We start from the raw sequence: 21947 nt of genomic DNA on the forward strand, positions 1-21947 counted from the left end.
GAATCAAGAAACGTCCTTTAAGAAAAGTACCCGTCAAAAACTAAAACGGGCGAGCATGGATGAAGCGTATATGCTCAAGGTTCTGGGCGCTTCTATTCCATTACAGTCTAGCCTTTCAGAGACGTAATTTTCTTGCGTTTACCCTGGGCAGACCTTCGAGGGGCAAAACTTGAAGGAGCCATCGGTTTGAAATTAGCAAATAATTAGATTTATAAGTTTCCGACAAATAGTTTGCCAGACAGTCCGTTCCACTACTTCCGCTTTCTAAAGGCCCAAGGTGTCTGGTGATTTCCTAGCCAAACACCAACTTTTTTCTGTTTGGCCTGCTGCTCTGCCAGCCGAACGATATCAGCGCTGGGGCAATCTGAAAGATACTTGTGATAGACGTAGGCCATACCATTAGAGACTTGCTGAGATTGCACCAACTGACCATTAACAAATACCTCAGCGACCTGGCGACCGTACCGATCGGTAGAAATAAGATTTAAGGCTACTCGGTTTCCACTGTTAGCGATGAGCTGTTTCAGATGGTCGCCACTGTCCCGGCCTAGCGGCTGCTTAAGTTCTGGTGCATCAATGCAAGCAAATCGAATGCGCTCAGTTCGATTACCCTGACGGACACGAATGGTATCGCCATCATGAACGCTAATCACCGACCAGTCGGCGTCAAATCCGCCAGACTGTTTGGCGGACGATTGGGCAGACGTATTTCGATCCAGATCGATGGCCAAGGATATCTCAGCGTTGAGTTTGTTATCGGTTTGTCCCACCCATCGGATCGATTTGATGGTGCCGCTATAGGGTGCCCGGACAATACCAGCATCGGCGAGTTGACTATCGATATCTTCAAACTTGGACTGATCGGCGTAGGCTTCAGCTGGAAATCCTTTTTGTTGCCCAGCCTGCCGTAGTTCTACATAGGCACACGCTTCTTAATTCTCTCGCTGAACCGTATTGCTAAAGCTCAACTACTGTTTCTGAGCAATCACGCCTACCGTCGCATAGTAAATGGCCCAAGAATTTGAATCTTCTGCAAATCGGCCATAATGATCGATATCCGCCTGGGTGACAGCACCCGTTGCAAGATATTTCTCCGCTAATTGTCTGGTAGACATGTTCATCATGGTCGCAATGCCTGAACCACCCTGAGAAAGGTGAGTATCCACCTCTACAGCGAATGACTGTAAACCATAGGATTGCAATAGAGCAGGCAACTTCGCACCGAGGCCATAATCCATTCCCCGTGCCGTAAACATCTGCTCAATCGCCCGATTCACATTATTCACAGCCTGACAAGCAAAATCCTCGCCTGCAAGCGCCCGAGCAGCCGCAAAATCAGGTTCTTCTAGGACGATCCATCCCCCCGGTTTCACCAACTCCAACAGCTTCGAGAGGACTTTATGCACATCGGGATTATGGATCAAAACATAGCGGGCGTGAACCAAATCAAAGGATTGTTTATCCAAAGGGAGGTGCTGGATATCGCCTTCCACAACCTCAACATTACTGGCCTCAAGGTTAGCCACAAATCGCGTATCTAAATCAACGGCAACGACCTGGCCCTTCTCTCCAACAATGTCTGCCATCCATTGCGTGATTGATCCTGCTCCCGCCCCAACTTCTAAGCATCTCCAGTTTGTGTTTATCCCTGTCGATTTCAGCCGTTGATGACTGGTTGGATCAAAGATCTTTTCAATGACCTGAAGGCGTTCCAGTTCCTGAACATATTGAGTTTCGGTGAAGATGTATTGTGCAGTAGACATTGATACCTCCGTCTTTTCCCATCGTCACCCATCACGCAGATCTTGCGCGCGGCTGCCAATATTGACTCATGTAGCTAGTTGGAAATAGCTGCGATCGCTTTGGGTACTGCTGCGGTTAAAACTTCATGCCCCGTTTCCGTCAGCAGCACATCATCTTCAATCCGAATGCCAATTCCTCGCCATTGCTCGGGGACTTCCGGCTGATCTTCGTCTAGCTGAATGTCTGGACCGATGTAGATTCCGGGTTCTACCGTGACCACATGCCCTGCCTGAAGCGGCTGCCAGGTTTCCTTATCCTTTTTGTAGACCCCGACATCATGGACATCCAGCCCTAGCCAATGGCCTGTGCGGTGCATATAAAAGGGCTTATATTTTTCTTCTTCAATCAGCGTATCGACTTCGCCTTTCAGCAAGCCCAGATCGACTAAGCCTTGCGTCAGTACCTGAACGGCTGTGTCATGGAAGGCATTGTAGGGGTTGCCGGGTTGCACTTGTGCGATCGCAGCTTCCTGGGCAGCCAAGACCAGCTCATATAAGGTCTTTTGCTCAGCCGTAAACGTCCCGCTCACGGGAAACGTGCGGGTAATATCAGCGTTGTAATACTCATAGCTACAGCCCGCATCAATCAGCAGCAAGTCCTGTTCCCGGAGCTGACAGGTATTTTCGGTGTAATGCAAAATGCAGGCATTCACCCCCGCTGCCACAATCGAAGGATAGGCCGGACCCACACCGCCTCGTAGTCTAAAGAGCCGTTCCATCTCAGCCTGGATTTCGTACTCATAGCGACCGGGCTGGGCCATCTCGCGGGCGATATTATGGGCCTCTACCGAAATATCTACGGCCTTCCGCATCAGCTCTAACTCGGCTTCGCTTTTGACCAACCGTTGGGGATGTAAGACCGTAATCGGATCTTCTAAAGCAATGGGGCCAATTCCCTCCTTGGGAATTTTCCTCAGGAGCCGTTGCCAGTGGTCCAGAATCGTTTGATTAAAGGTGCGATCGTGCCCCAAACGATAGTAAATTCGGTCAGCCCCGGCTAAATATTGGGGCAAATGCTCATCGAGTTCCGTAATAGGATAGACTTCATCCGCGCCATAGGTTTCTTTAGCCAAATCCACCCCAACTCGGTACCCTGTCCAGGTTTCCATTAGGGGATCTTTGGGTTGGACAAACAGCACAAACTGATGCTCCTCATGGTGAGGCGCAATCACGGCGACCGCATTGGGTTCGTTAAAGCCCGTCAGGTAGAAAAAGTCACTTTCTTGCCGGAAGTTATATTCCACATCACTATGCATCACCGCCATCGGGGCACTGCGGAAAATTCCGGTCCCCGAGCCAATGGTTTCCATTAGTTTTTGGCGGCGTTGGCGATATTCTGCTTGCATAGGACGTTCAATCAGGGTGACGATCTTCTCTACTTATTGTGCAGCAAATTGCCTGAGAGATCGCTGAGTTCCTGATTGTGGGTGGCCTAGTTTGTGTGATTTAGCGTTAGCGAGTAGTGCAAACCCAACGCGTAATTCTACAGTTAGGACCAAATTGGCTACAAGATTGCAAGGCAAAAGATTCAGCGGTGGATCGATCAACCCCCCAACCTGAACCCGCAGAATTATCTGGGGTCTGTGCTAGCGCTCCACAAGCATTCTTGAACACCACTAAAGACTCACAATCCCCTGTGCCGGAATAATTTTCACAGTACCTTAAGGCCGCATTCTTCGCGGCTTGAGGGGTGGCATAGTCATAGGAATAACCATGGCTTCCTGTTGCTGTAGAGTATGCGATCGCACCGTAGTTATTGCTATTGGCTGAGGCTTGTTGAACAGCGACAAAACTCACTGCAGGCATACTAAAGGCCGTTGCAATGAACAACTGAGTCAGCTTAGAACGAATCATCGATCCCCCAATATTAATCTAAACGAATAAAAACATAAATAAATCGCGCGCCGATTCAATCAACTTCTGACCAACCCGCGATTTTAGCCCATGATTAAATTGGGCTATACCTTCTAGGGTGCCCACTCCAGCGCCATGATCCAAAGTGCAAAGCAGTCCGTCTGCATTTGGGGATGGGCGAGTTGGCGTTTTATAGTGGGCAGGAGAGAATTGATGAGGGCAGAGAGTATAGAGGCACTCTTACCGATGCAGATATTCTCCAGTTTCCAGGGTCGTCAATGGTCAGCAAGAAATGAATCCACTCAGCTTAGGGTTATTTGCAATCTTGGGCATCGCTGCGGGAACCTTAGCCGGACTATTGGGAATCGGGGGCGGCATGTTGATTGTGCCCGGGTTGTTTTACCTCTTTGATTTGATTCAACTCCCTCAAGACACGCTGATGCATATGGCGGCAGGTAGCTCCATGTGCATTATGATTTGTACCGCCGCGTCTTCCACCTGGGCACATCACCGCCAAGATCATATTCAGTGGTCCATATTTCGCACCATTATTGCGGGGATTGCGGTGGGCGTGGTGAGCGGCAATTTGCTCGCCAATCGAATGCCAACCCAAATTCTAGAATTGATTTTTGGCATTTTTCTGCTGGTGGTTTCCACCAAAATATTTTTTGGGAAAAAGTCTGAGGAAGAAGAGCAAACAGTGGGGGCTCCTGGCATCGTGGCGACGAGCGCGGTAGGCATGGTGATTGGCTTCAAGTCAGGAGTTTTGGGGATTGGGGGCGGAGCCCTGAGTGTTCCGTTCTTACTCTATTGCGGCCTCCCCATGAAAAAAGCAAGCGGGACCTCTGCGTCCTTTACCTTACCGATCGCCATTGTGGGGACGCTGTCATTTTTGCTCTTAAGCGGGAATCAAACTTCGATTCCTTGGTCAACGGGATATGTCTATTGGCCTGCTGTGCTGTTGGTCGCCCCATTTACGATGCTAGGGGCACCCTTGGGCGCTAAATTTGCCGGTATCGTTGCTCCTGAAAAGCTGCGAACGATTTTTGCCGGATTATTGCTGGTGATTAGTATGCGGATGTTATCGGGGACAGGCTTGATTACCTGGGATTTTCCGCTGGTTTAGCCTGAAGGCTGAAGCGTTTTTGCACCTAATAAATTCATTGGAACTGACTTAAATTGAAATTTTAGGTAGAAAAAAAAGAGTGAATCGCAGCGATCGCATCGTTCAGCATGTAACCTGCAATTGATACGCTTGTGGATCTTCGCGAGCGCTGCGTAACACCCTTTAAAAGCAATTGGCTGAATAAGACGACTAGATTTAGGACAAACCTAGAACAGCATCAAAGGCAGACACAACCGCGTCATACTCTTTAGCAGCAGTCGTGGAATTACGCTTGGCAGCAGCAGCATCCAGCTTGTTGAGGTGATCGCTTAATAGTTTGATGGTGCGACGGCCACTCTTTTGAGTAGCAGCAGGCAATGAATCACCTAAACGACGAGAGAGGGGGCCAAGCTCACCGAGCGGACCTCGGATAAAGGTGCGAACGTTGTTCCAGTCGCCTTCAGAAACGTAGCCTTCTAACTCAGACAAACGTCCATACAAAGGCTGTAGTCCTTCTGTATATTTAGAGGCTTGAGCAATAACAATACCAGTATCAGACCCAGCTAAAGCAGTAGGGGCAATCGTGCTAAAACTTGTCAAAACAAGGGCGGTGGCGAAAGCAACGGCCAATAGGGATTTACAAAAACGTTTAAAATTTAAGATCATTGATTCACAGTCCTCTGCGCATCAGAAATGGGTTTGCCAAGATTTATTGTCGAATTTTCAGGGGCCTTTGTAAAGCTAATCACCTGTAAAGCCCTGCTTTAGGACTGTTGTTTGTAAAGGTTTGTATTTTTTGGCCCGTCTGCTCTTCTAAATGTCACTCTTCGTAAATTTGTCCATTTCAGCCCCAACCTTAGGGGGTTGACGGCTTGGATTTAGCTTCTAGATCGGCCAGCCGACTTTTCAGCTCTTGGTTCGCTTGTTGGAGTTGCTGCACTTCTTCCTGTAAGGAGGTTAGGGCTTGATTCGATTTCACCTGGGCCTGCACTTTTTTAATCGATTCTTCCGCCATTCGGCGCACCCGACCATCGGGGGTTTGGTTGGCTAAGGTTTTGAGCAGCGCGATCGCTTTGGGCGTTTCCATCTGTCCCAAGGCGGTCGATACAGACACCTGCGTTAAAAAGAAACTTTCGCCTACCAGTACCGATAATCGATCCAAAATACGCTGTAGTTGTTCAGGAGATTGACCCGTGGAAATACTGCCTAAAGCTCGAATGGCAGCGAGCCGCAACGGTTGCGGTGTTCCTGCTTCCGTGTAGGCCAAAATCAAATCGAGGGCGGCGGTGGAGGTTTTCATTTGGCTGAGGGCACCAATCGCACCAGAGCGCACCACTTCATTCCAACCGGCCCGGTCTTTGAGGACAGATTTGAAGAGTTTAATGACTTTGGTCTCTTTGGGCTTGGTGGTGAGGGTAGAGGCTGCGATCGCACCCACGGCTCGTAGCGCACTCGCTTCCACGTAATAACTAGGGTCACCCTTTTCGGCCAGGGGTTTGATGGCTTTGTAGCTCTCATCAGTTTTAAAGGTCGCCATCGCTTCCACCACCGCTCGGCGGACTCTAGCCTCTTTATCCTTAAGGCCAAGCTTAAGGGCGACCAGCACCTGATCAAGCTTGATTTGAGCAAGCTGCTTCGCCACTTCGACCCGTACGCCCCAAAAGCCATCGGTGGTCAATGCTTCGCCTAAACTCTTGACGGCTTCTAACCCGCCTTTTTTTGCCAACGCCTGAGCGGCGTATATCCGAGACAGAGGATCGGGGTCTTGCTTCAGCTGAGCCTTGAGTTCTGGCACTGGATATTCGAGAGTGACCTGCTTGAGATAGTGATTGCCCTGATCAAAGCTGATAAATAAGGGCTTTTCCGGTAGGCCAAAGTAAAAGCTCTGTTCCTGCTCATGGACTCGGACCGTAAAGGTTTGAAACTCTACGGGCTGCTTGCCCCGGTCATAGCCAAAGGCAATGGGCAGGTTCAAGTCAAATAGTCCCTTGGCGCTGTCCTTATCCTTCGGATCGGCCTGGGTCTGGGTCACCGTGACCTTGGCCATCTGATGATCGGTGTCCCAGCTATAAGCCAACTTATATTCGGGATGACCGCCGCGATAGACATACTGATCAAATAAGAAAAGCAGATTGCGACCTGTCGCTTTTTCGATTGCCCGCAGTAAATCGATGGTTTCTACGGTTTGATGGGCATTGTCTTGAACAAAGGTATGGATGGCCCGCCAAAACAACTCATCCCCCAATTCGGCCCGAATCATATGGTAGATACAGGCCCCTTTTTCATAGAGATGACGGTCATATAGCTCAATCGCTTCTCGATAGACGTGGGTGACCACGGGCCGACGATAGCGGGTACTGTCCTCGTTGAAATAGTTGCGTGCTTCTCGCAGCCGATAATAGGCGGCGTCCTCAGCGCCATACTCATGATTGGTCCACATCACCTCGGAGTAAGAAGCCATGCCTTCCTTAATCCAGGCATGGGACCAATGTTTGATCACGACTAAATCACCAAACCATTGGTGGGCCAACTCATGGGCCACCAGCATTTCTGAAAACCGATTATCAATCGCAGCTCGCTCATCTATTAGGCAGCGATCCGTTAATAAGGTGGTGGAAGTATTTTCCATACCCCCAAAGATAAAATCATCGATGCAGACCTGCGCATACTTGGGGTAAGCGTAGGGGTAGCCATAATATTCGCTAAAAAACTCGATCATGCGGGGCGTTTTGCCCATGGTGAGTTGGGCCTGATCTTCCCGCCCTTTCTCCACATAGTAGGTAACGGGTTTGCCTTGCCACTGATCGATAATTTCTGCAAACTGACCCACCGCTAGGGTCATCAGATAAGTAGGATGGACTTCCCGCTGCAGCCAATGATAGATCTTTTGCTTGCCATCGACTTCAGTTTCGATCAGTTCTCCATTGGAGACAGCCATATAGGCTTTGGGCACCCGCACCCGAATTTCTGAGGTGGCGAGCTGGCCGGGGTAATCAAAGCAGGGAAACCAAAACCGGGAGTCTTCATCTTCCCCTTGGGTCCACACCTGGGTGGGTTTATCGGGGTAATGTTCATCGGGCTGGACAAAATAGAGACCGCGTTGGGGTTGGTGAACGGCGTATGCGATCGCAACCGTAAATACTTTCCCAGCCTTCGTCGGTTGCTTCAAGTGGATCTGTAACTGCTCACCGTCATAGTCAAAGAGCTGTTTGGCACGACCCACCTTCACCCCTTCAATCTGTAGATCGACAGCATCCAACACTAGAGTCTCAATCCCGCTGCGGACTGGGTTTAACCGAATCTGGCAGGTCCCATTAAAGGACTGAGCGGCAAGATCCAGAGCTAAGTCCAAAAAGATATGCTCGACTTGACCAGGGCGATCGGGATTGTAGTGAGGCCGTGCCCCTGCCATTTCAAAAGATTTATGCTTCTTGGTTTCAGAATCAAAGAAAAAATGGGACATTACATTACCTTGCTGAAGATAGTGCTAGCTGAAGAGAGTGGTCAGCAATGATGGGCTCTCGATCCAGCGTAGCGCTTTATCCAGAACTTAAGGGTTGAAGGCCTCATAAAAAACGCCTGCAGTGCTACTCATCGGCTGTGGATGATCGACCTTCGGAGGACAAACTAGGGAAAATGGTTCAGCTAGTATCTCTCTGTATCGATTGCCAAAGTCGCATCAGTCCTAAATACTTCCGCATCGAACCCTTCACAACTGGGCATCCTGGGATTAGTGCGTCATTGATTTAAATTGAACTCATTAAATAACCGTTTTCAGTTCCAGACTCTCAATTACTGTCTGGCTTTAGGGGTAGCAACCATACTGGTCAGTTGTCACTCTACTTCACCAACCTTAACGAACTTCATCGAGAGTCCTGCTTTTTCCAAGCCCTCTGTTGCAGCCTCCACTCCTCAAGACCCAGAGTTGGTCCCGGAGCAGTATTTGCAACGGTACCAACATATTGCTGATGCCGATGCATGGCGGCATGAACTTTACGAACAAAAGAATTTCGCCAAAATTGAAACACGAGTCAATGAATATCTACGAGCAGAAAAACAAGATGAGCATAAGTCGAACTTTGTGACACGCCTGTATGGGACTCTTGGCACATTTCCCAATCCCAAAAATGAATATACGCCCCAGGACAAACAAGACTATCTGGCTCAAATAGCCATTTTGCAGGAATGGATGGACGCATACCCTCAATCCCATATTCCTTATGTCATCCGAGGGAAATTGAAGGTCAACTACGCCTGGAAATTCCGAACCGGGCAGGTCGCCCGTAAGGTCACTGAAGAAGGATGGCAGTTATTTCATTACTATCTGCAAGAAGCTGCAGGTGATTTCAGTACTGCTAGTCAGCTCAATCCAAATGATCCTAATATTTGGGATGAACTCCTTCACCTGGCTGCTAGAACCAACCTAGACCCTTATACTCCAGAATATTTCTTTGAACAGGGACTTAGCGTGAATCCTTACCATTCAGCGCTTCACACAACCTATCTGCAAACCCTATATCCTCAATGGGGAGGTAGCCAGAAGGAGATGCTGGCATTTGCTAGAGCGGTGCGAAAGAAGGGAAAGGCCGCCCAAAAGCCAATGCTAGGGAATGTTCTGCTCCTAGCAGCCCGAGAGATAGATCGGGATGATGCGGTTCATCCAATCGCCTGGCCAGAAATACAAACGGTCTATCAAGATATCTTTTCTCAATATCCTGATGCTTTACGCATGCGGTACTACTATGCCCACGATGCAGTCGGGAGAAGAAAATTTGATGAGGCCATCCAACAATTTGAAATCATTGGTGATCGCTGGACCACTAACACCTTGTGGGACGATCTCAATGAATTTCATCGTTCTCGCACTTTTGTTTATCTTGCAAAAGCTGCCCAACTGTATGATCAAGCTGCTCAGCAACATTATCAGGGCAATGAAATTAAAGAGCGCGAGCTAGGGGCTGCATCTGAGGAAATGGTGCTTAAATCTCAAGAGTTATGGCCTCACATCCAAGGCTATCTATTGCTTTGTGTCATTTATGGCAATATCTACAAGGATATCCCTCAAGCTATCAATTTCGCCCATCAAGCTTTGGAGCTAAACCCTACCCCAGCTACACGTGAGTATGCTGAGGGGTTTATCAAGAAAGCCCGAGATGTATTAGCAAGTCAGCGTCAATAAGGTTTGCACTTGATTTTTTCCGGTAAGTCTTCAATAGCTTATTCAGTAAGGACTATAGAATAAACAGAATATCGGGTTGCTGGCTACTTTTATCCCTGCCACACAACAAGCCGAATGGGGTCCGAATAGCAAATACAACGTGGGCAAGATTTCCGCTAAGACTCAGCGGTTGCCAAAAGGGCTTGCAAAATATCGGGGTCGACGGTAATTGGATCGTCTCCCTCCGTCAAGGGCTCATCGCATTCCTCAAACGCCGCTTCATTAATAAGCTCTAATGCGCCATCAAGCAACAGGCCTAACTCTGCAACGATCGAGTCTAAATCCTGTCGTGGCCATGTCAACTGTTGGCCGAGGTGTTGTAATAACCGCGAGTGAGGCTGATCAAGGCCCGCAATTCCTTGTATTACTTCCGGTTCCTCATTCGGAGGATCTTCAATAAACACGTCTGCAAGCAATGCAGAGACGGTTGCAGACTCAGATACTTTGGCATTAATTAAAGCTCGATCTAACTGGAGGGAGCTTGTGGAAGAGGGCACCGGGTTAGCCGCTGTAGGAATCGGTGTTTGAGGAGTTCCCTCTACCGTCATAGCATGGACATGGCTGAAGACCGCTTGGGTTTCCAGTCCCAAAAGCGGATAGAGTTTACTCAGAATAGAAATTTCCTTGGCGTTGATGTCACCATCTACGGCGGCTAAATGGATCAGGAACTTTGCGATCGCAAGTTTTCGTTCTGAAGTCAGTGTCTGTAATTTAGCTTTTAGCCCTCGCAACGACAGCTTATCCGCCAGCAAACCTTGCAAATGAGCATTTAGCCTAACTCGTTCACCATTGTGGAGGTGGGGCGTTGAGGCTAAATAGTTTTGCAAGCGCTGGGACTCTGCCACCGTCACTTCATCATCGGCAACCACCACCATCACCGCCAGATGGAGTAACAGCGTCGCTAATTGATATTTTTCAGACAGTTCTGAGAGGGGTATGTCCGGTAGGCGGAATAAAACACAGGGTTGGTTGGCCGTAGGGGGCTTACCGCCCAATTGAACATCGGGTTCAATCCCAATTCCTAGACGGGTTAAATAGTCTGATAAAACCGTTGCTTCTGATTTTGTCAGCTTGCCTGTGGGTGAGTCTTGCCACTGCTGCAACAGGTCTTGCCCCATAATAACGGCCATATCTTTTTCAGAGAGCCTGGTTTCCGTCCAGACTTGAAACGTTTGAACCTGTGCAGAGGCAAAGTCTGCCATTAATTCCTGCGGGAGCAATAAGAGCGCACTGTAACTACCTCGCCCCTCTGGATTACGGCCTAGCCAACGACTATAGGGATCAAGGGTTTGCATCCCTGCTTCTAGCAACGGCAGGATACGTCCTAGGATCTCCTCAGAATGGGTAATTTTGGGAAGTTCAGGAATGTCTAGCTTGATTGCTCCTCCAAAAGATACGCTCGTCGGCTGATAGGTAATTGTCTGGGCGGCTAACGTTTGTTCCTGATCCGGCTCTAGCAATAACCCTTCACCAAAAGTCTGATGATACTTGCGATTAAACCAAGCACATAATTCTGGAAAACAGCGTGATGCAGGCGTTCGCAACCTAGTAGGAAAAGCATGCATTGCCCAAGATAAAGCCCAATCTGCTGGCAACGGTGTTTGAGTAGCGGCTAAGGTTCCTAGACCAACCTCTAAACTCAGGGGCATCTCTACAGATTCAAAGGTCCAGGGTGGGTATAAATCCGTGATTTGTTTGGGTCCAAGAAAACGACATATCTCTAAAAATTGCCGGGTCTCTTCCCCAAACGCCGCTTGATCGCCATACAGATTTTGGAGACGTTCTGTCTCTACCATGATGGTATGTAATTCTGCAAGGATAGGCCGTTTCGCCCTTCGTAAATCTCTGAGGACTCGGCGTTCTAGACCATAGAAGAAAAGATACACATACCCAATCGGAATGTGGGGGTCACACCGCCCATCTGCTAGCCATTCTAAGTAGGCGGCTCGGCTGGCAGAAGGAATTTCACTATAGGACGGCCACTCGCTAATCCAATGGCCCTTGCGATCGGGTTTTGCTTCATCGAGTTTGAGTTGCGGTCGAATTAAAGCTGGCTCAGTGCTGACATGGGTGCTAATCCCTTTGAGATGGTCACCGACATAAACGAAGCCAGGTAGGGAGTAACTTCCCACTTGAACCGTTTCACCTCCGGGGACCCAGGTGGCTCGGGATGGAGCAGTAATCTGAATATCGGGTTGTGGAACTTCTCGAACTAAGGGGGCAGGTTCCGCCAATACTGCCGTCGGCCCCGTCGTTGACTGGGCGTCCAGAATGGGTTCAACGGGACTAGCTTGAGGCGATTTAGCAAAATTCTCTGGGGACGCGGATGTTGCTTCTGGGACTGGCGTTAAAGTCTGAGAAGACGAAGAAGGACTCGAACGAGGACGCTTTGGCTCTAGTACTCGCTTTAACCAGTTAACAATCCCCATAATGATCGTGTGTGAACTTCAGCTGGGGTGGATTCCAGCTCCGCTTTAATTTAGCGCCTTCAGGTATAAACTGCCTATATCCGCAACAGAACGGGAACATCCTGGGTATACTGCGGGTAAAGCATACGACGGATCCAGCAATAGGTAAGGGAAAATATTTTGGCTTGGCTCTGGTTAGCACTTGGATTAGCGTTTTGTGTGTTTGAGGTCATTACACCAACCGCTTTGGTTGAACTGATGATGGGTATTAGTGCCTTCATCGTCGCGGCTATTTCTTTGGTGGTGCCTCAGTTTTATCTTCAGGCTTTAATTTGGCTAATCTTGTCAGTTCTGTTAATCGGATTTGTACGCCGATTTGTACCGAAAAGAACCGCTAGAATTTTGCAAGCTGAAGTGGAAGCAGAGACGTTAACCCAAATTCCGGCAGGCCAAACGGGTCGAGTGATCTATGAAGGGAGTTCGTGGCAAGCCCGCTGCGAAGATGAAAACCTCACGATTGAAAGCAAGACCAAAGTGTACGTTGTGGGCCGGAAAGGAACGACCTTATTTGTCATTCCTACCGAATTTGGGGAAGGTCTGACCTTTCATCCAAAATCGTAAAACAATTGAAAACCAATAAAACAACTCATTGGGGGTATGGCTATGGAGCAATTTCTATTTTTCGTTTTTGTCGCATTGGGCGGTTCGGGCGTTGCCAGCTCTGTGCGTATTGTTAATCAGGGGAATGCGGCGCTCGTAGAAAACTTAGGGAGCTATAAGAAAAGGTTGGATCCTGGGCTGAACTTTATTGTGCCCCTACTCGACAAAGTCGTCTATAAAGACACCTTAAGGCTGAAAGTATTAGATATTGACCCTCAATCTTGTATTACGTGTGATAATGTCGCCATTACGGTAGATGCCGTGGTTTATTGGCAAATTATCGATATGGAGAAGGCCTATTACAAGGTTGAGAATCTTTCTTCTGCCATGGTTAATCTTGTCCAAACTCAAATTCGCGCGGAGATGGGGAAACTAGAGCTGGATGAAACCTTTACGGCTCGCACCCAAATCAGCGAAATCTTACTGCAAGAGCTGGATAGTGCAACCGATCCTTGGGGCGTTAAAGTCACACGGGTTGAGTTACGGGATATCACCCCTTCTCAAGCCGTTCAAGATTCGATGGAACTGCAAATGGCTGCCGAACGGAAGAAAAGGGCAGCGATCCTAACGTCTGAAGGGGAACGAGAAGCCGCTGTTAACTCCGCCCGAGGTTCTGCCGAAGCGCAAGTCTTAGCAGCTGAAGCCCGCAAAAAATCGGCTATTTTAGAAGCAGAAGCAGAGCAACAATCCATTGTCTTGCGGGCCCAAGGCGATCGCCAAGATCGTGTCCTCAGAGCCCATGCCACGTCCGAAGCCTTGCAGATTGTCACTCAAGCCCTGAAGCAAGATCCTAAAGCCCAGCAAGCGCTGCAATTTCTGTTGGCCCAGAACTATATGGATATGGGAGCCACGATCGGTGAAAGTGATAGCAGCAAGGTGATGTTTATGGATCCGCGTTCAGTTCCGGCCTCCATCGAAGGAATTCGTTCGATCATTGATGACTCAAGCCATGCTTAAAGTTAGGGTTGGCATTCTCGTCCAAATTGCCTAGGCTGAGGGCAATGCCAACTCCGACTAAATCAACCGATGAAACTGGATCAATTTTTGAAATACCAGGGAATAACCCTGACTGGAGGCCAAGCCAAGTCCCTGATTCAGTCGGGATTGGTTGCGGTCAATGGCGACACTGAAACTCGCCGGGGTCGGCAACTCAAAGTGGGTGATATTGTCACCGTTGAAGACGAGTCTTTTGAAGTGCAGCTAGCGCCAGATGCTACGCCTTAATTCCCTAAATCCGAGGTTGCTGGGTCACTGTAACCGTCTCCGTAAACTGAGAAGGAAGCGGCAATTGACGCATTGAGGAATAATAGGTCGTCACATAAAGCGGCATAGCCAAGGTCAGACATGCGATCGCAGTTCCAGCAATTTTTGATAAAACATCGAAGCTACGTTCAGGGGGTTCGTCAGCCTGATCATGCAATTCCATAGGATTTCTGAAAGAATAAACGAGAATATCTAAACTAGCATTACTAGCCTAGCATTCCCAGCTTAATTCGGTTGTCCGTCAAGAACTGTATTTGACAAAACATAATCATGACTACACCTACTCTCGCCCATAAAAAGATCCTAGTCACTGGTGGTGCAGGTTTCCTGGGCCGCCAAGTCATTGCCCAACTGCAAAAAGCTGGGGCTCAACTCGACAATATTTCCATCCCGCGCTCGTCCACCTGCGATCTGCGTATCTTAAGTGCTTGTCAAGACGTCGTCAAAGACCAAGATATCGTTATTCATTTAGCCGCCCATGTGGGCGGAATTGGATTGAATCAAATCAAGCCAGCAGAGCTGTTCTATGACAACTTAATGATGGGGGCTCAGCTGATTCATGCAGCCTATGAAGTCAAGGTCGAAAAGTTCGTTTGCGTTGGCACAATCTGCGCCTATCCCAAATTTACGCCCGTCCCCTTTCTAGAAGAAGCCTTATGGGACGGCTATCCCGAAGAGACGAATGCCCCCTACGGCGTCGCCAAGAAAGCCTTACTCGTTCAATTACAAGCTTACCGCCAACAGTATGGCTTTAATGGGGTTTATTTGTTGCCTGTAAACTTGTACGGTCCCGAGGACAATTTCAACCCCCAAAGTTCCCATGTCATCCCAGCTCTCATTCGTAAGGTGCACGAAGCCCAACAATCTGGGGCGACCCAAATAGAAGTATGGGGAGATGGGAAGCCCACTCGTGAATTTCTGTACTCTGAAGACGCTGCGCGGGGAATAATAATGGCAATGGAGCATTACAACGAATCTGACCCCATCAACTTGGGGACTGGATCCGAAGTTTCCATTCGCGATCTCGTCACTATCATTTGCCAGTTGATGGACTTTCAAGGTGAAGTGATCTGGTTAACCGATAAGCCAAATGGCCAGCCTCGGCGTTGTTTAGATACAACTAAAGCCAAGGAAAAGTTTGGCTTTACTGCCAACTTTAGTCTAAAGCAGGGATTACAGAACACCATTGATTGGTACCGACAACACCCCGAGTAACGCTAAGCAGAGACACCCTGCCAAGATTGGCAGGGAGGTTTCTGCACGTGAGACGATATCACTTCCCGATATTGGTGAGATATCGCCATCTTTTAATGCTCAAACTCTGACCGAATTCACTCGCGAGCAGCTCATTACGCTTATTCTTCAGCAGCAACAAGAGATAGCGCAGCTCCGAGATGGATTAGGCCATTCTTACTCCCAACTTGAGGGTTCGACGGAAGCATTATCCCGCCCCCTACTCTCCCCAACAAAGCGTGAAACCCACCATCCGTACCTAGAGGTTCAATGCGAATCAGGACGTTATCAAGTAGACCTGGTCGGGAATTTGTATTGGACCATTGGTCGAGGATCAGACAATGCCATTGTTCTGCCAGACCAATGGATGTCTCGTAACCATGCCATGCTGCAGTCCATGGGAACGGGGGAGCTATATCTCATTGATTTAGGCAGTCACAATGGTTCTTTTGTCAATGGTCGCCGAGTCAGTGTCCCCATTTCTTTGAAACATGGAGATAAGCTCACCTTCGGCCAAACAAACGTTGACTTTTACAACCCTGGTGCAGTTCGTCTATCTACGGCGACTCAAGGCTTGCCAGACGCCCCAGTTACAGCTTTGCTGCATGTCCGGCGGTTGATTTCAGTCTTGGTGGTTGATATTCGAAATTTTACGGGCCTGACCCGTAAGTTAGATGAACGTCTGCTCTCCGAAGTGGTGGGAACTTGGTTTCGTAAAGCCGGGGATATTATCCGAGCCCATGGCAGTTGGGTCGATAAGTATATTGGTGATGCCGTTATGGCGGTGTGGATGCATGGCACCCAAGAGGTGAGTCGTCAGGAACTTCAGCAACCCTTCCACGCCTTACATCAGCTCAATGAAATGACCCAAAAGCTCCACTTGGTCTATCCATTACCCTTCCCCTTAAAAATTGGGGCTGGAGTTAATACAGGATATGGCATGGTCGGCAATACGGGTAGTGGGGATCGCCCCGACTATACTGTCTTGGGAGATACCGTTAATGCCGCGTTTCGCTTGGAAACCAGTACCAAACAAATTGGTCTCGATATCGCGGTCGGAGCGACCACCTTTCAACATATGCAAGCGTGGCAGAGCGAGGATTTGCCCTTACGCCAATTTACAGTGCAATTAAAGGGATATGAAAACCCCAAGCCAGCATATGCTTGCTCTTTTCCTGAACTCAAAACATTTTTAGAGACCAACCAGTAGTAATATTGGTGTATTGAAAAGACAAATTTCAGAAAACGATACCCTAACAAAAAATTTTTGTGGGTTGGAGTCTGTAGTTGATGATAGGCTCTACTAAGAGCTGTGTTGAAATCTCTGAGACAGGGAGGTACTTAAGGAAATGCGTTCGTTTGTCCGTCGATTCGGTTTGATTGGTCTAGCTGTGGCCATTGGTCTCAGCTTCTTGGGTTGGTCTCAACCTGTAAATGCGTTGGGTTTACAAACTGGACCGACAGTTGTGCTTGCAGGTGCTTACCGCAACCCGATTGATGCAAAGCTAGAAACTGACTTTGGTCAGAAAATTGATGTCAACAACACCAATGTTCTGGCTTTCATGAAGTATAAGGGTTTATACCCCACTGTTGCTGGTAAAGTAGTCCAAAATGCCCCTTACAGCAGCGTAGAAGAAGTTCTACAAATCGATGGTTTAACTGACCAGCAGAAGAAAGCTTTGCAAGATAACCTTGGCAACTTTACCATTACCGATCCCGATCCTTCTCTGGTGGGTGGTCAGGATCGTTATAATCCTGGAGTTTACAAGCCTTTTCGTTAATTGTTTATTTTCGGTTGCTGATCGGTTGATGCAGGGTCAAACTGCTATCACTATCAGCGCTTAACATTCAGCTCTCTGCCTGAGCCGTTGTTGGATCAACGACTGTTGGGCAGAGAGCATTTTTTCAGAAACGATATTTGTTCTACTCACAACGAGTTATTTTGAACGTTGCCACAAGAGTTGCCTTCCCCTTTCTCGCAAAGATTTGATGTTTTGGTCGTGGGTGGCGGTGCTGCGGGCCTCTACACAGCCTTATCCTTACCCTCCCATTTTCGGGTGGGTTTAATCACCAAAGACACCTTGTCACGCTCCGCGAGTGATTGGGCACAAGGCGGCATTGCCGCTGCTTTTGATGATAACGATTCACCGGAACTCCATGCGCAGGATACCTTGCAGGCAGGGGTAGGCCTCTGTGAGCGCAGTGCAGTCAATTTTCTCGTTCATCAGGCCCCGGCTCAAGTCCAAGCCCTACTTAAGATGGGCATTGCTTTTGACCGTCGCCAAGATCAGCAGCTGGCAATGACCTTAGAGGCCGCCCATTCTCGTCCTCGCGTCCTCCATGCTGCAGATACAACGGGAAGAGCGTTAATTAAGACCTTGACCGCACAGGTGTGGCAGCGGTCAAATATTGAAGTCTTAGCAGATACATTTACGCTAGACCTCTGGCTGCATCCCCAAGCTGATCGCTGTCAAGGGGTCTGCTTGCTGTCTGCCGGTCGAATTTTTTGGGTCGCGGCCCCAGTCGTTATCTTAGCGACGGGCGGAGGGGGGCAGGTTTTCGCTCAAACGACCAATCCTGCCCTCAGCACTGGGGACGGCGTTGCCATGGGCTGGCGGGCTGGGGTCCAACTTCGAGATCTAGAGTTTTTCCAATTTCATCCGACTGCTTTGAAACTATCGGGTGCCCCTAGATTTTTAATTAGTGAAGCGGTCAGGGGGGAAGGGGCACATTTACTCGATAGCACAGGCTATCGGTTTATGTTTGACTATCACCCTCAGGGAGAGTTGGCACCTAGAGATGTCGTCAGTCGCTCAATTTTTACCCATTTACAATCTCAACCAGACGCAGGTGTGGAGCATGTGTTGTTAGATTTGCGCCCGATTCCGCCTGAGCAGATTCAAAGACGATTTCCCAAAATTATTCAAGTCTGCCGGAAGTGGAGAGTGGATGTTTTTCAAGACCCTATTCCTGTATCCCCGGCGGCTCACTACTGGATGGGCGGGATTACAACGGATTTACACAGCCAAACCTCTGTCCCTGGTTTGTATGCAGTGGGTGAGGTCGCCAGTACGGGCGTACATGGCGCCAACCGACTAGCCAGCAATTCCTTACTGGAATGTCTCGTTTTCGCCGCCCAATTTGCGGATCTGCAACTGCCTAATCCCTCGGTAGAACCCCCACCATCGCTGCAGGACATCAATCGCGACTCACGGGACTGGCAGCAGCAAGAATTGGCTTGTGATCAACTGCGGCATCAACTACCGGAGTTACTTTGGAAATGTGCAGGCATCTCTCGCACTGGAGACCAGATGCAAATGGCACTGAATCAAGTCGTCAGTTGGCGACAGGACTTTCTGGAGCTGCCGTTGTCGCAGCATCTGGTGAACCTAAAACCTGGCCAGGGAATGGACTTGGCGAAGGTTGATGTTTCTGATGTTATGGTTCGCAAGTGGGCTGAGACCCAAAATCTACTTGATATTGGTTATTTAATCTTAAAAAGCTCCGAATTCCGTACGGAAAGTCGGGGAGGACACTACCGAGCCGACTTTCCTGACGCTGATCCTGCATGGCAAACCCATACGGTGATAGAAGGGGAAAACTGTATTCAGCGCCCCCTTGACTCATCCGTTAGCTAAACCGCTTGAGCTGAATCCGATACCGTTCTTTTTTGGTGATCTGCACCTCACCTAGTTCTAGACGGCCTTTGCCTCGGATCGTGACGAGGTCGCCGGTTTTGAGGGCATAACTGGCTTGGGAAATTTCTTTCCAATTGACCCGGACGTCTCCGGTGTTGATCAGATTCACCATTTTGTTGCGAGAGAGCCCGAAACCCGCCGATGAGATCGCATCCAGCCTCATAGAGGCCTCTACCGTTGTCATCTCCTTACAGCGGGGTTCTCGTACCTTAAGCTGTTCAAAGGGAATGGGTTCTACTTGCACAGGGACAGTGCGCACTTGGGTGAGGTGGGTTTCTAAAAATGGCACGAGTTGCGGGGCTGCGATCGCTTGGGCTCCTCGTTCCCCCAGCACCAAAATATCACCCACCTGATCTCGGACAATCCCCGTTCCTAAAATCGCGCCCAAGAAATCTCGATGGGTCGCTGGATCGAACAGAAAATTACCTGAAATACTGAGGGCCGCAAGCTCAACCTGAGGGCGATCCAGCGGGAGATCAGAGCGTGCGATCGCTAGTCGTTTTCGCTCCGCTTGCGGATATCCCCCCCAAGCCAGGACAGATAATTCCGTCAAGGAACCCAGAAGGTGTTCAGCTTCCGCTAATTCTGGCGGTGAGAGGAAACTAGAAATCACAACCTCCCATGTTTTTAGGGCCTGGGTTGCCTGATCCAGAAGACGAGACATGCAGTCTGTATATTCCGTTCCTTGTAATAATTTTGCTTTGGGTAGCATTCGTAAAAAATTGACTTAGAAATGGAAATGTCAAGAAAAGAACACGGTATTGTTATCCTAACAAGCCTGAACTTTAAGATTCCTCTAAAGGAAACTGCCGAAATCTCGCCAGACCTGCTAAGCTTTGAAAAAATATTTCAAACGTTTAGTTTACAAATAGACCTCATCTCTACCTTGTTGACGGGAGAGAATCGCTAGAATTGCAGAATTACGACACTTTGGGAGTTAGCAAATGCGGCAGGTCAACTTTACTCTGATCTTTGTGATTTGTCTGGCAGTGGTCTTATTTGCCATCGAAAATACTCAGCTAGTCAGTATCAAAGTCGTCAAGGGGGTCCAACTGACAGCTCCTTTATCAATTGAGCTGATCATTACCTTAGGTATTGGCGCTGTCTTGGCTTGGGTGTTTAGTGTGTGGACAACAGTGCAAGAACTTTTTGTCACCCGCCAAGCTTTACAGGCGAGAGAGGTAGAAATTGAATCCTTACAAACAGACCTCGAGCGCTATAAAGCTGAACTGGAAGAACAACGTTTACTCCTGCCAAGCCAGTCAACCAGAGTTCCCTCGACCGATTCCGTAGCAGTCCTATCTGAACCACAAATCGCCTCTGTGGTCACCCCTTCAGCCCCTCAGACTGCTGTGATTACCCCCCCGCCATCCGATCTCGTTACAGACTAAATCACCGATGAGCCATTCCTTCGCCCATAACGCCATTTCCATGTTGATCGATCTCGCCCAACGGGGTGAAATTGATCCGTGGGATGTGCAGGTGATCGATGTCTTTGATCGATTCTTGAGTCAGCTGTCCTACCAAGACTCGCAGGAACTGTCAGATTCAGGGCAAGCCTTTCTCTATGCCTCGATGTTGGTGTTGCTCAAGGCTGAAACCCTAGGTGACTTGATTGAAGAGCCCGAAGAACCCGACGAGATGGAGCTGTTTTTGTTTGACAATTCACAAGCTGAGGGAAATGGACTGCCCTCTCCTTTGGAGGGATGCTTGCTGCGTCGTCCAGTCGCTCGCCCACCCCAGCGACGGCGGGTAACCCTGACGGAGCTGATTAACCAACTAGAACTTATGGCGGTGGCGGTTGAGCGCCAAGCCCAGCGGCCTCGGGTACGCAAGGTGCGGCGAGTGTCTAAGGCGAAGTCCATGAAAGCCATTTCCCAACTTGCGCACCAAGAAAATTTATCTGAAGTTGCAGAACAGCTAGAAGAAATTTTTGCTCGCTTAGATCCCCATCAAGATTGGCTAGATTTTGAAGAGCTACTGTCCTTTATGAATGATCGGGTTGGCGTATTCTGGGCATTGCTCTTGCTTTGCGCTCAATCCAAAGTAGAGTTAGAACAAAATGAATTCTATGTGGATCTGAGGCTCAAACCCTTAAAGTCTTCGCCTGCTCCGGTAGAACTCTTGCCTAATCTCAAGTCTGCTGCTTCTTGAAGTACAAACCCATTGGCAAGCACTCTTGTCATAAGCCATAAACCGCTTATGGATGTTAAAGATTTAGCAATTTGGCTCATCGCTTTCGCCATCATTATCCATACCTTTGAAGAAGGTTGGCTACCCGAATACCAAAAGGCAACCTCGAAGCTACAAGTAGTGCAATCGACTCGCTTTTTTATTCTGGAAAATTTCATTATCTTTGTCTTCGTTGTGGGCTTAGCCATTGTCGGCTGGCGATGGCCAATTCTGAGCGGTATCTTGCCTGCCATAGGGTTGACCCATCCATTCCTAGATCATGTGGGATTGAGTTGGAAAAACCATAAGCTGCGACCTGGGATTTGGACAGGACTGTTCCTGATGGTACCTTTTAGCATCTGGGCCTACAGTCTAGCCAACACCCATCACCTCTTCAAGTTATATGAGTTAGTCATTAGCGGGGCAATCGGATTATTGATCTCGATAGGGTTGTATTGGATGGTTGTGCAAGAGATGAACCGTCTATCAAAGTGATCCATCTCTATTCATCGGCGGTACCCAATAACGGCAAAT

Annotated in this window: 21 protein-coding genes; 12 read left to right on the forward strand and 9 right to left on the reverse strand. The window is 48.8% G+C overall.

From position 1 onward, the window contains the following. Positions 1 to 251: 251 nt before the first annotated feature. The 4 genes from Q0991_RS17675 to Q0991_RS17690 all read right to left on the reverse strand — a co-directional run bounded on the left by Q0991_RS17675 (position 252) and on the right by Q0991_RS17690 (position 3656). On the reverse strand, positions 252 to 770 hold the full coding sequence (locus Q0991_RS17675; RefSeq protein ID WP_299490773.1) for a thermonuclease family protein: 519 nt from the start codon (positions 768 to 770) through the stop codon (positions 252 to 254). Between the two features lie 198 nt (positions 771 to 968). Next, a complete protein-coding gene (locus Q0991_RS17680) occupies positions 969 to 1763 on the reverse strand; it encodes a methyltransferase domain-containing protein (protein WP_299490775.1) in 795 nt (264 codons plus the stop codon). Positions 1764 to 1837: 74 nt separating this feature from the next. Next, positions 1838 to 3148 (reverse strand): aminopeptidase P N-terminal domain-containing protein, encoded by a 1311-nt coding sequence (locus Q0991_RS17685; protein ID WP_299490777.1) that lies wholly within the window; start codon positions 3146 to 3148, stop codon positions 1838 to 1840. 106 nt (positions 3149 to 3254) lie between these two features. Then, entirely contained in the window at positions 3255 to 3656 is a 402-nt protein-coding gene (locus Q0991_RS17690; RefSeq protein ID WP_299490780.1) for a DUF4189 domain-containing protein, read from the reverse strand. A 292-nt stretch (positions 3657 to 3948) separates the two neighbouring features. Here Q0991_RS17690 and Q0991_RS17695 point away from each other — a divergent pair, with 292 nt between their 5' ends. Further along, complete coding sequence (locus tag Q0991_RS17695; RefSeq protein ID WP_299490782.1) at positions 3949 to 4782, forward strand: sulfite exporter TauE/SafE family protein; 834 nt, start codon at positions 3949 to 3951, stop codon at positions 4780 to 4782. 195 nt (positions 4783 to 4977) lie between these two features. On the opposite strand, the gene Q0991_RS17700 is transcribed toward Q0991_RS17695, so the two are convergent. After that, positions 4978 to 5427 (reverse strand): photosystem II protein PsbQ, encoded by a 450-nt coding sequence (locus Q0991_RS17700; protein ID WP_299490784.1) that lies wholly within the window; start codon positions 5425 to 5427, stop codon positions 4978 to 4980. 190 nt (positions 5428 to 5617) lie between these two features. After that, entirely contained in the window at positions 5618 to 8224 is a 2607-nt protein-coding gene (locus tag Q0991_RS17705) for a M1 family metallopeptidase (RefSeq protein WP_299490786.1), read from the reverse strand. Positions 8225 to 8512: 288 nt separating this feature from the next. On the opposite strand from Q0991_RS17705, the gene Q0991_RS17710 reads away from it, so the two are divergent. Beyond that, a complete protein-coding gene (locus Q0991_RS17710; RefSeq protein WP_299490787.1) occupies positions 8513 to 9940 on the forward strand; it encodes a DUF4034 domain-containing protein in 1428 nt (475 codons plus the stop codon). A gap of 155 nt (positions 9941 to 10095) precedes the next feature. Here Q0991_RS17710 and Q0991_RS17715 read toward each other — a convergent pair whose 3' ends face one another. Further along, the gene (locus Q0991_RS17715) at positions 10096 to 12408 is read right to left on the reverse strand and encodes a TerB N-terminal domain-containing protein (RefSeq protein ID WP_299490789.1); all 2313 of its coding nucleotides are present in this window, start codon (positions 12406 to 12408) and stop codon (positions 10096 to 10098) included. 159 nt (positions 12409 to 12567) lie between these two features. On the opposite strand from Q0991_RS17715, the gene Q0991_RS17720 reads away from it, so the two are divergent. From Q0991_RS17720 to Q0991_RS17730, 3 genes are all read left to right on the forward strand, one after another. Beyond that, complete coding sequence (locus Q0991_RS17720) at positions 12568 to 13008, forward strand: NfeD family protein (RefSeq protein ID WP_299490792.1); 441 nt, start codon at positions 12568 to 12570, stop codon at positions 13006 to 13008. Between the two features lie 42 nt (positions 13009 to 13050). Continuing rightward, positions 13051 to 14004 (forward strand): SPFH domain-containing protein, encoded by a 954-nt coding sequence (locus Q0991_RS17725; protein WP_299490795.1) that lies wholly within the window; start codon positions 13051 to 13053, stop codon positions 14002 to 14004. Between the two features lie 69 nt (positions 14005 to 14073). After that, complete coding sequence (locus Q0991_RS17730) at positions 14074 to 14271, forward strand: RNA-binding S4 domain-containing protein (protein WP_299490797.1); 198 nt, start codon at positions 14074 to 14076, stop codon at positions 14269 to 14271. Between the two features lie 4 nt (positions 14272 to 14275). Here the strand turns inward: Q0991_RS17730 and Q0991_RS17735 are convergent, their stop codons facing one another. Then, complete coding sequence (locus Q0991_RS17735; RefSeq protein ID WP_299490800.1) at positions 14276 to 14473, reverse strand: hypothetical protein; 198 nt, start codon at positions 14471 to 14473, stop codon at positions 14276 to 14278. Positions 14474 to 14580: 107 nt separating this feature from the next. Between Q0991_RS17735 and Q0991_RS17740 the strand changes: the two genes are divergently transcribed. The 4 genes from Q0991_RS17740 to nadB all read left to right on the forward strand — a co-directional run bounded on the left by Q0991_RS17740 (position 14581) and on the right by nadB (position 19181). Then, the gene (locus Q0991_RS17740; protein WP_299490802.1) at positions 14581 to 15525 is read left to right on the forward strand and encodes a GDP-L-fucose synthase; all 945 of its coding nucleotides are present in this window, start codon (positions 14581 to 14583) and stop codon (positions 15523 to 15525) included. Positions 15526 to 15595: 70 nt separating this feature from the next. Then, entirely contained in the window at positions 15596 to 16753 is a 1158-nt protein-coding gene (locus Q0991_RS17745; protein ID WP_366525000.1) for an adenylate/guanylate cyclase domain-containing protein, read from the forward strand. Between the two features lie 139 nt (positions 16754 to 16892). Beyond that, a complete protein-coding gene (psbU, locus tag Q0991_RS17750; protein ID WP_299490805.1) occupies positions 16893 to 17324 on the forward strand; it encodes a photosystem II complex extrinsic protein PsbU in 432 nt (143 codons plus the stop codon). A gap of 168 nt (positions 17325 to 17492) precedes the next feature. Next, complete coding sequence (gene nadB, locus Q0991_RS17755; RefSeq protein WP_299490807.1) at positions 17493 to 19181, forward strand: L-aspartate oxidase; 1689 nt, start codon at positions 17493 to 17495, stop codon at positions 19179 to 19181. On the opposite strand, the gene Q0991_RS17760 is transcribed toward nadB, so the two are convergent. Continuing rightward, entirely contained in the window at positions 19174 to 19953 is a 780-nt protein-coding gene (locus tag Q0991_RS17760) for a photosystem II S4 domain protein (protein WP_299490810.1), read from the reverse strand. The genes nadB and Q0991_RS17760 overlap by 8 nt on opposite strands. A 232-nt stretch (positions 19954 to 20185) precedes the next feature. On the opposite strand from Q0991_RS17760, the gene Q0991_RS17765 reads away from it, so the two are divergent. From Q0991_RS17765 to Q0991_RS17775, 3 genes are read left to right on the forward strand one after another with little or no spacing between them, the layout of a single operon-like run. After that, positions 20186 to 20632, forward strand: a complete 447-nt coding sequence (locus tag Q0991_RS17765) for a lipopolysaccharide assembly protein LapA domain-containing protein (RefSeq protein ID WP_299490812.1) — start codon at positions 20186 to 20188, stop codon at positions 20630 to 20632. A gap of 7 nt (positions 20633 to 20639) precedes the next feature. Next, entirely contained in the window at positions 20640 to 21395 is a 756-nt protein-coding gene (locus Q0991_RS17770) for a segregation/condensation protein A (protein WP_299490816.1), read from the forward strand. Positions 21396 to 21443: 48 nt separating this feature from the next. Then, the gene (locus Q0991_RS17775) at positions 21444 to 21908 is read left to right on the forward strand and encodes an HXXEE domain-containing protein (RefSeq protein ID WP_299490818.1); all 465 of its coding nucleotides are present in this window, start codon (positions 21444 to 21446) and stop codon (positions 21906 to 21908) included. Positions 21909 to 21947 lie beyond the last annotated feature (39 nt).

The sequence above is a fragment of the Acaryochloris sp. IP29b_bin.137 genome, assembly GCF_028285745.1.
In the GTDB taxonomy this organism is placed as follows: domain Bacteria; phylum Cyanobacteriota; class Cyanobacteriia; order Thermosynechococcales; family Thermosynechococcaceae; genus Acaryochloris.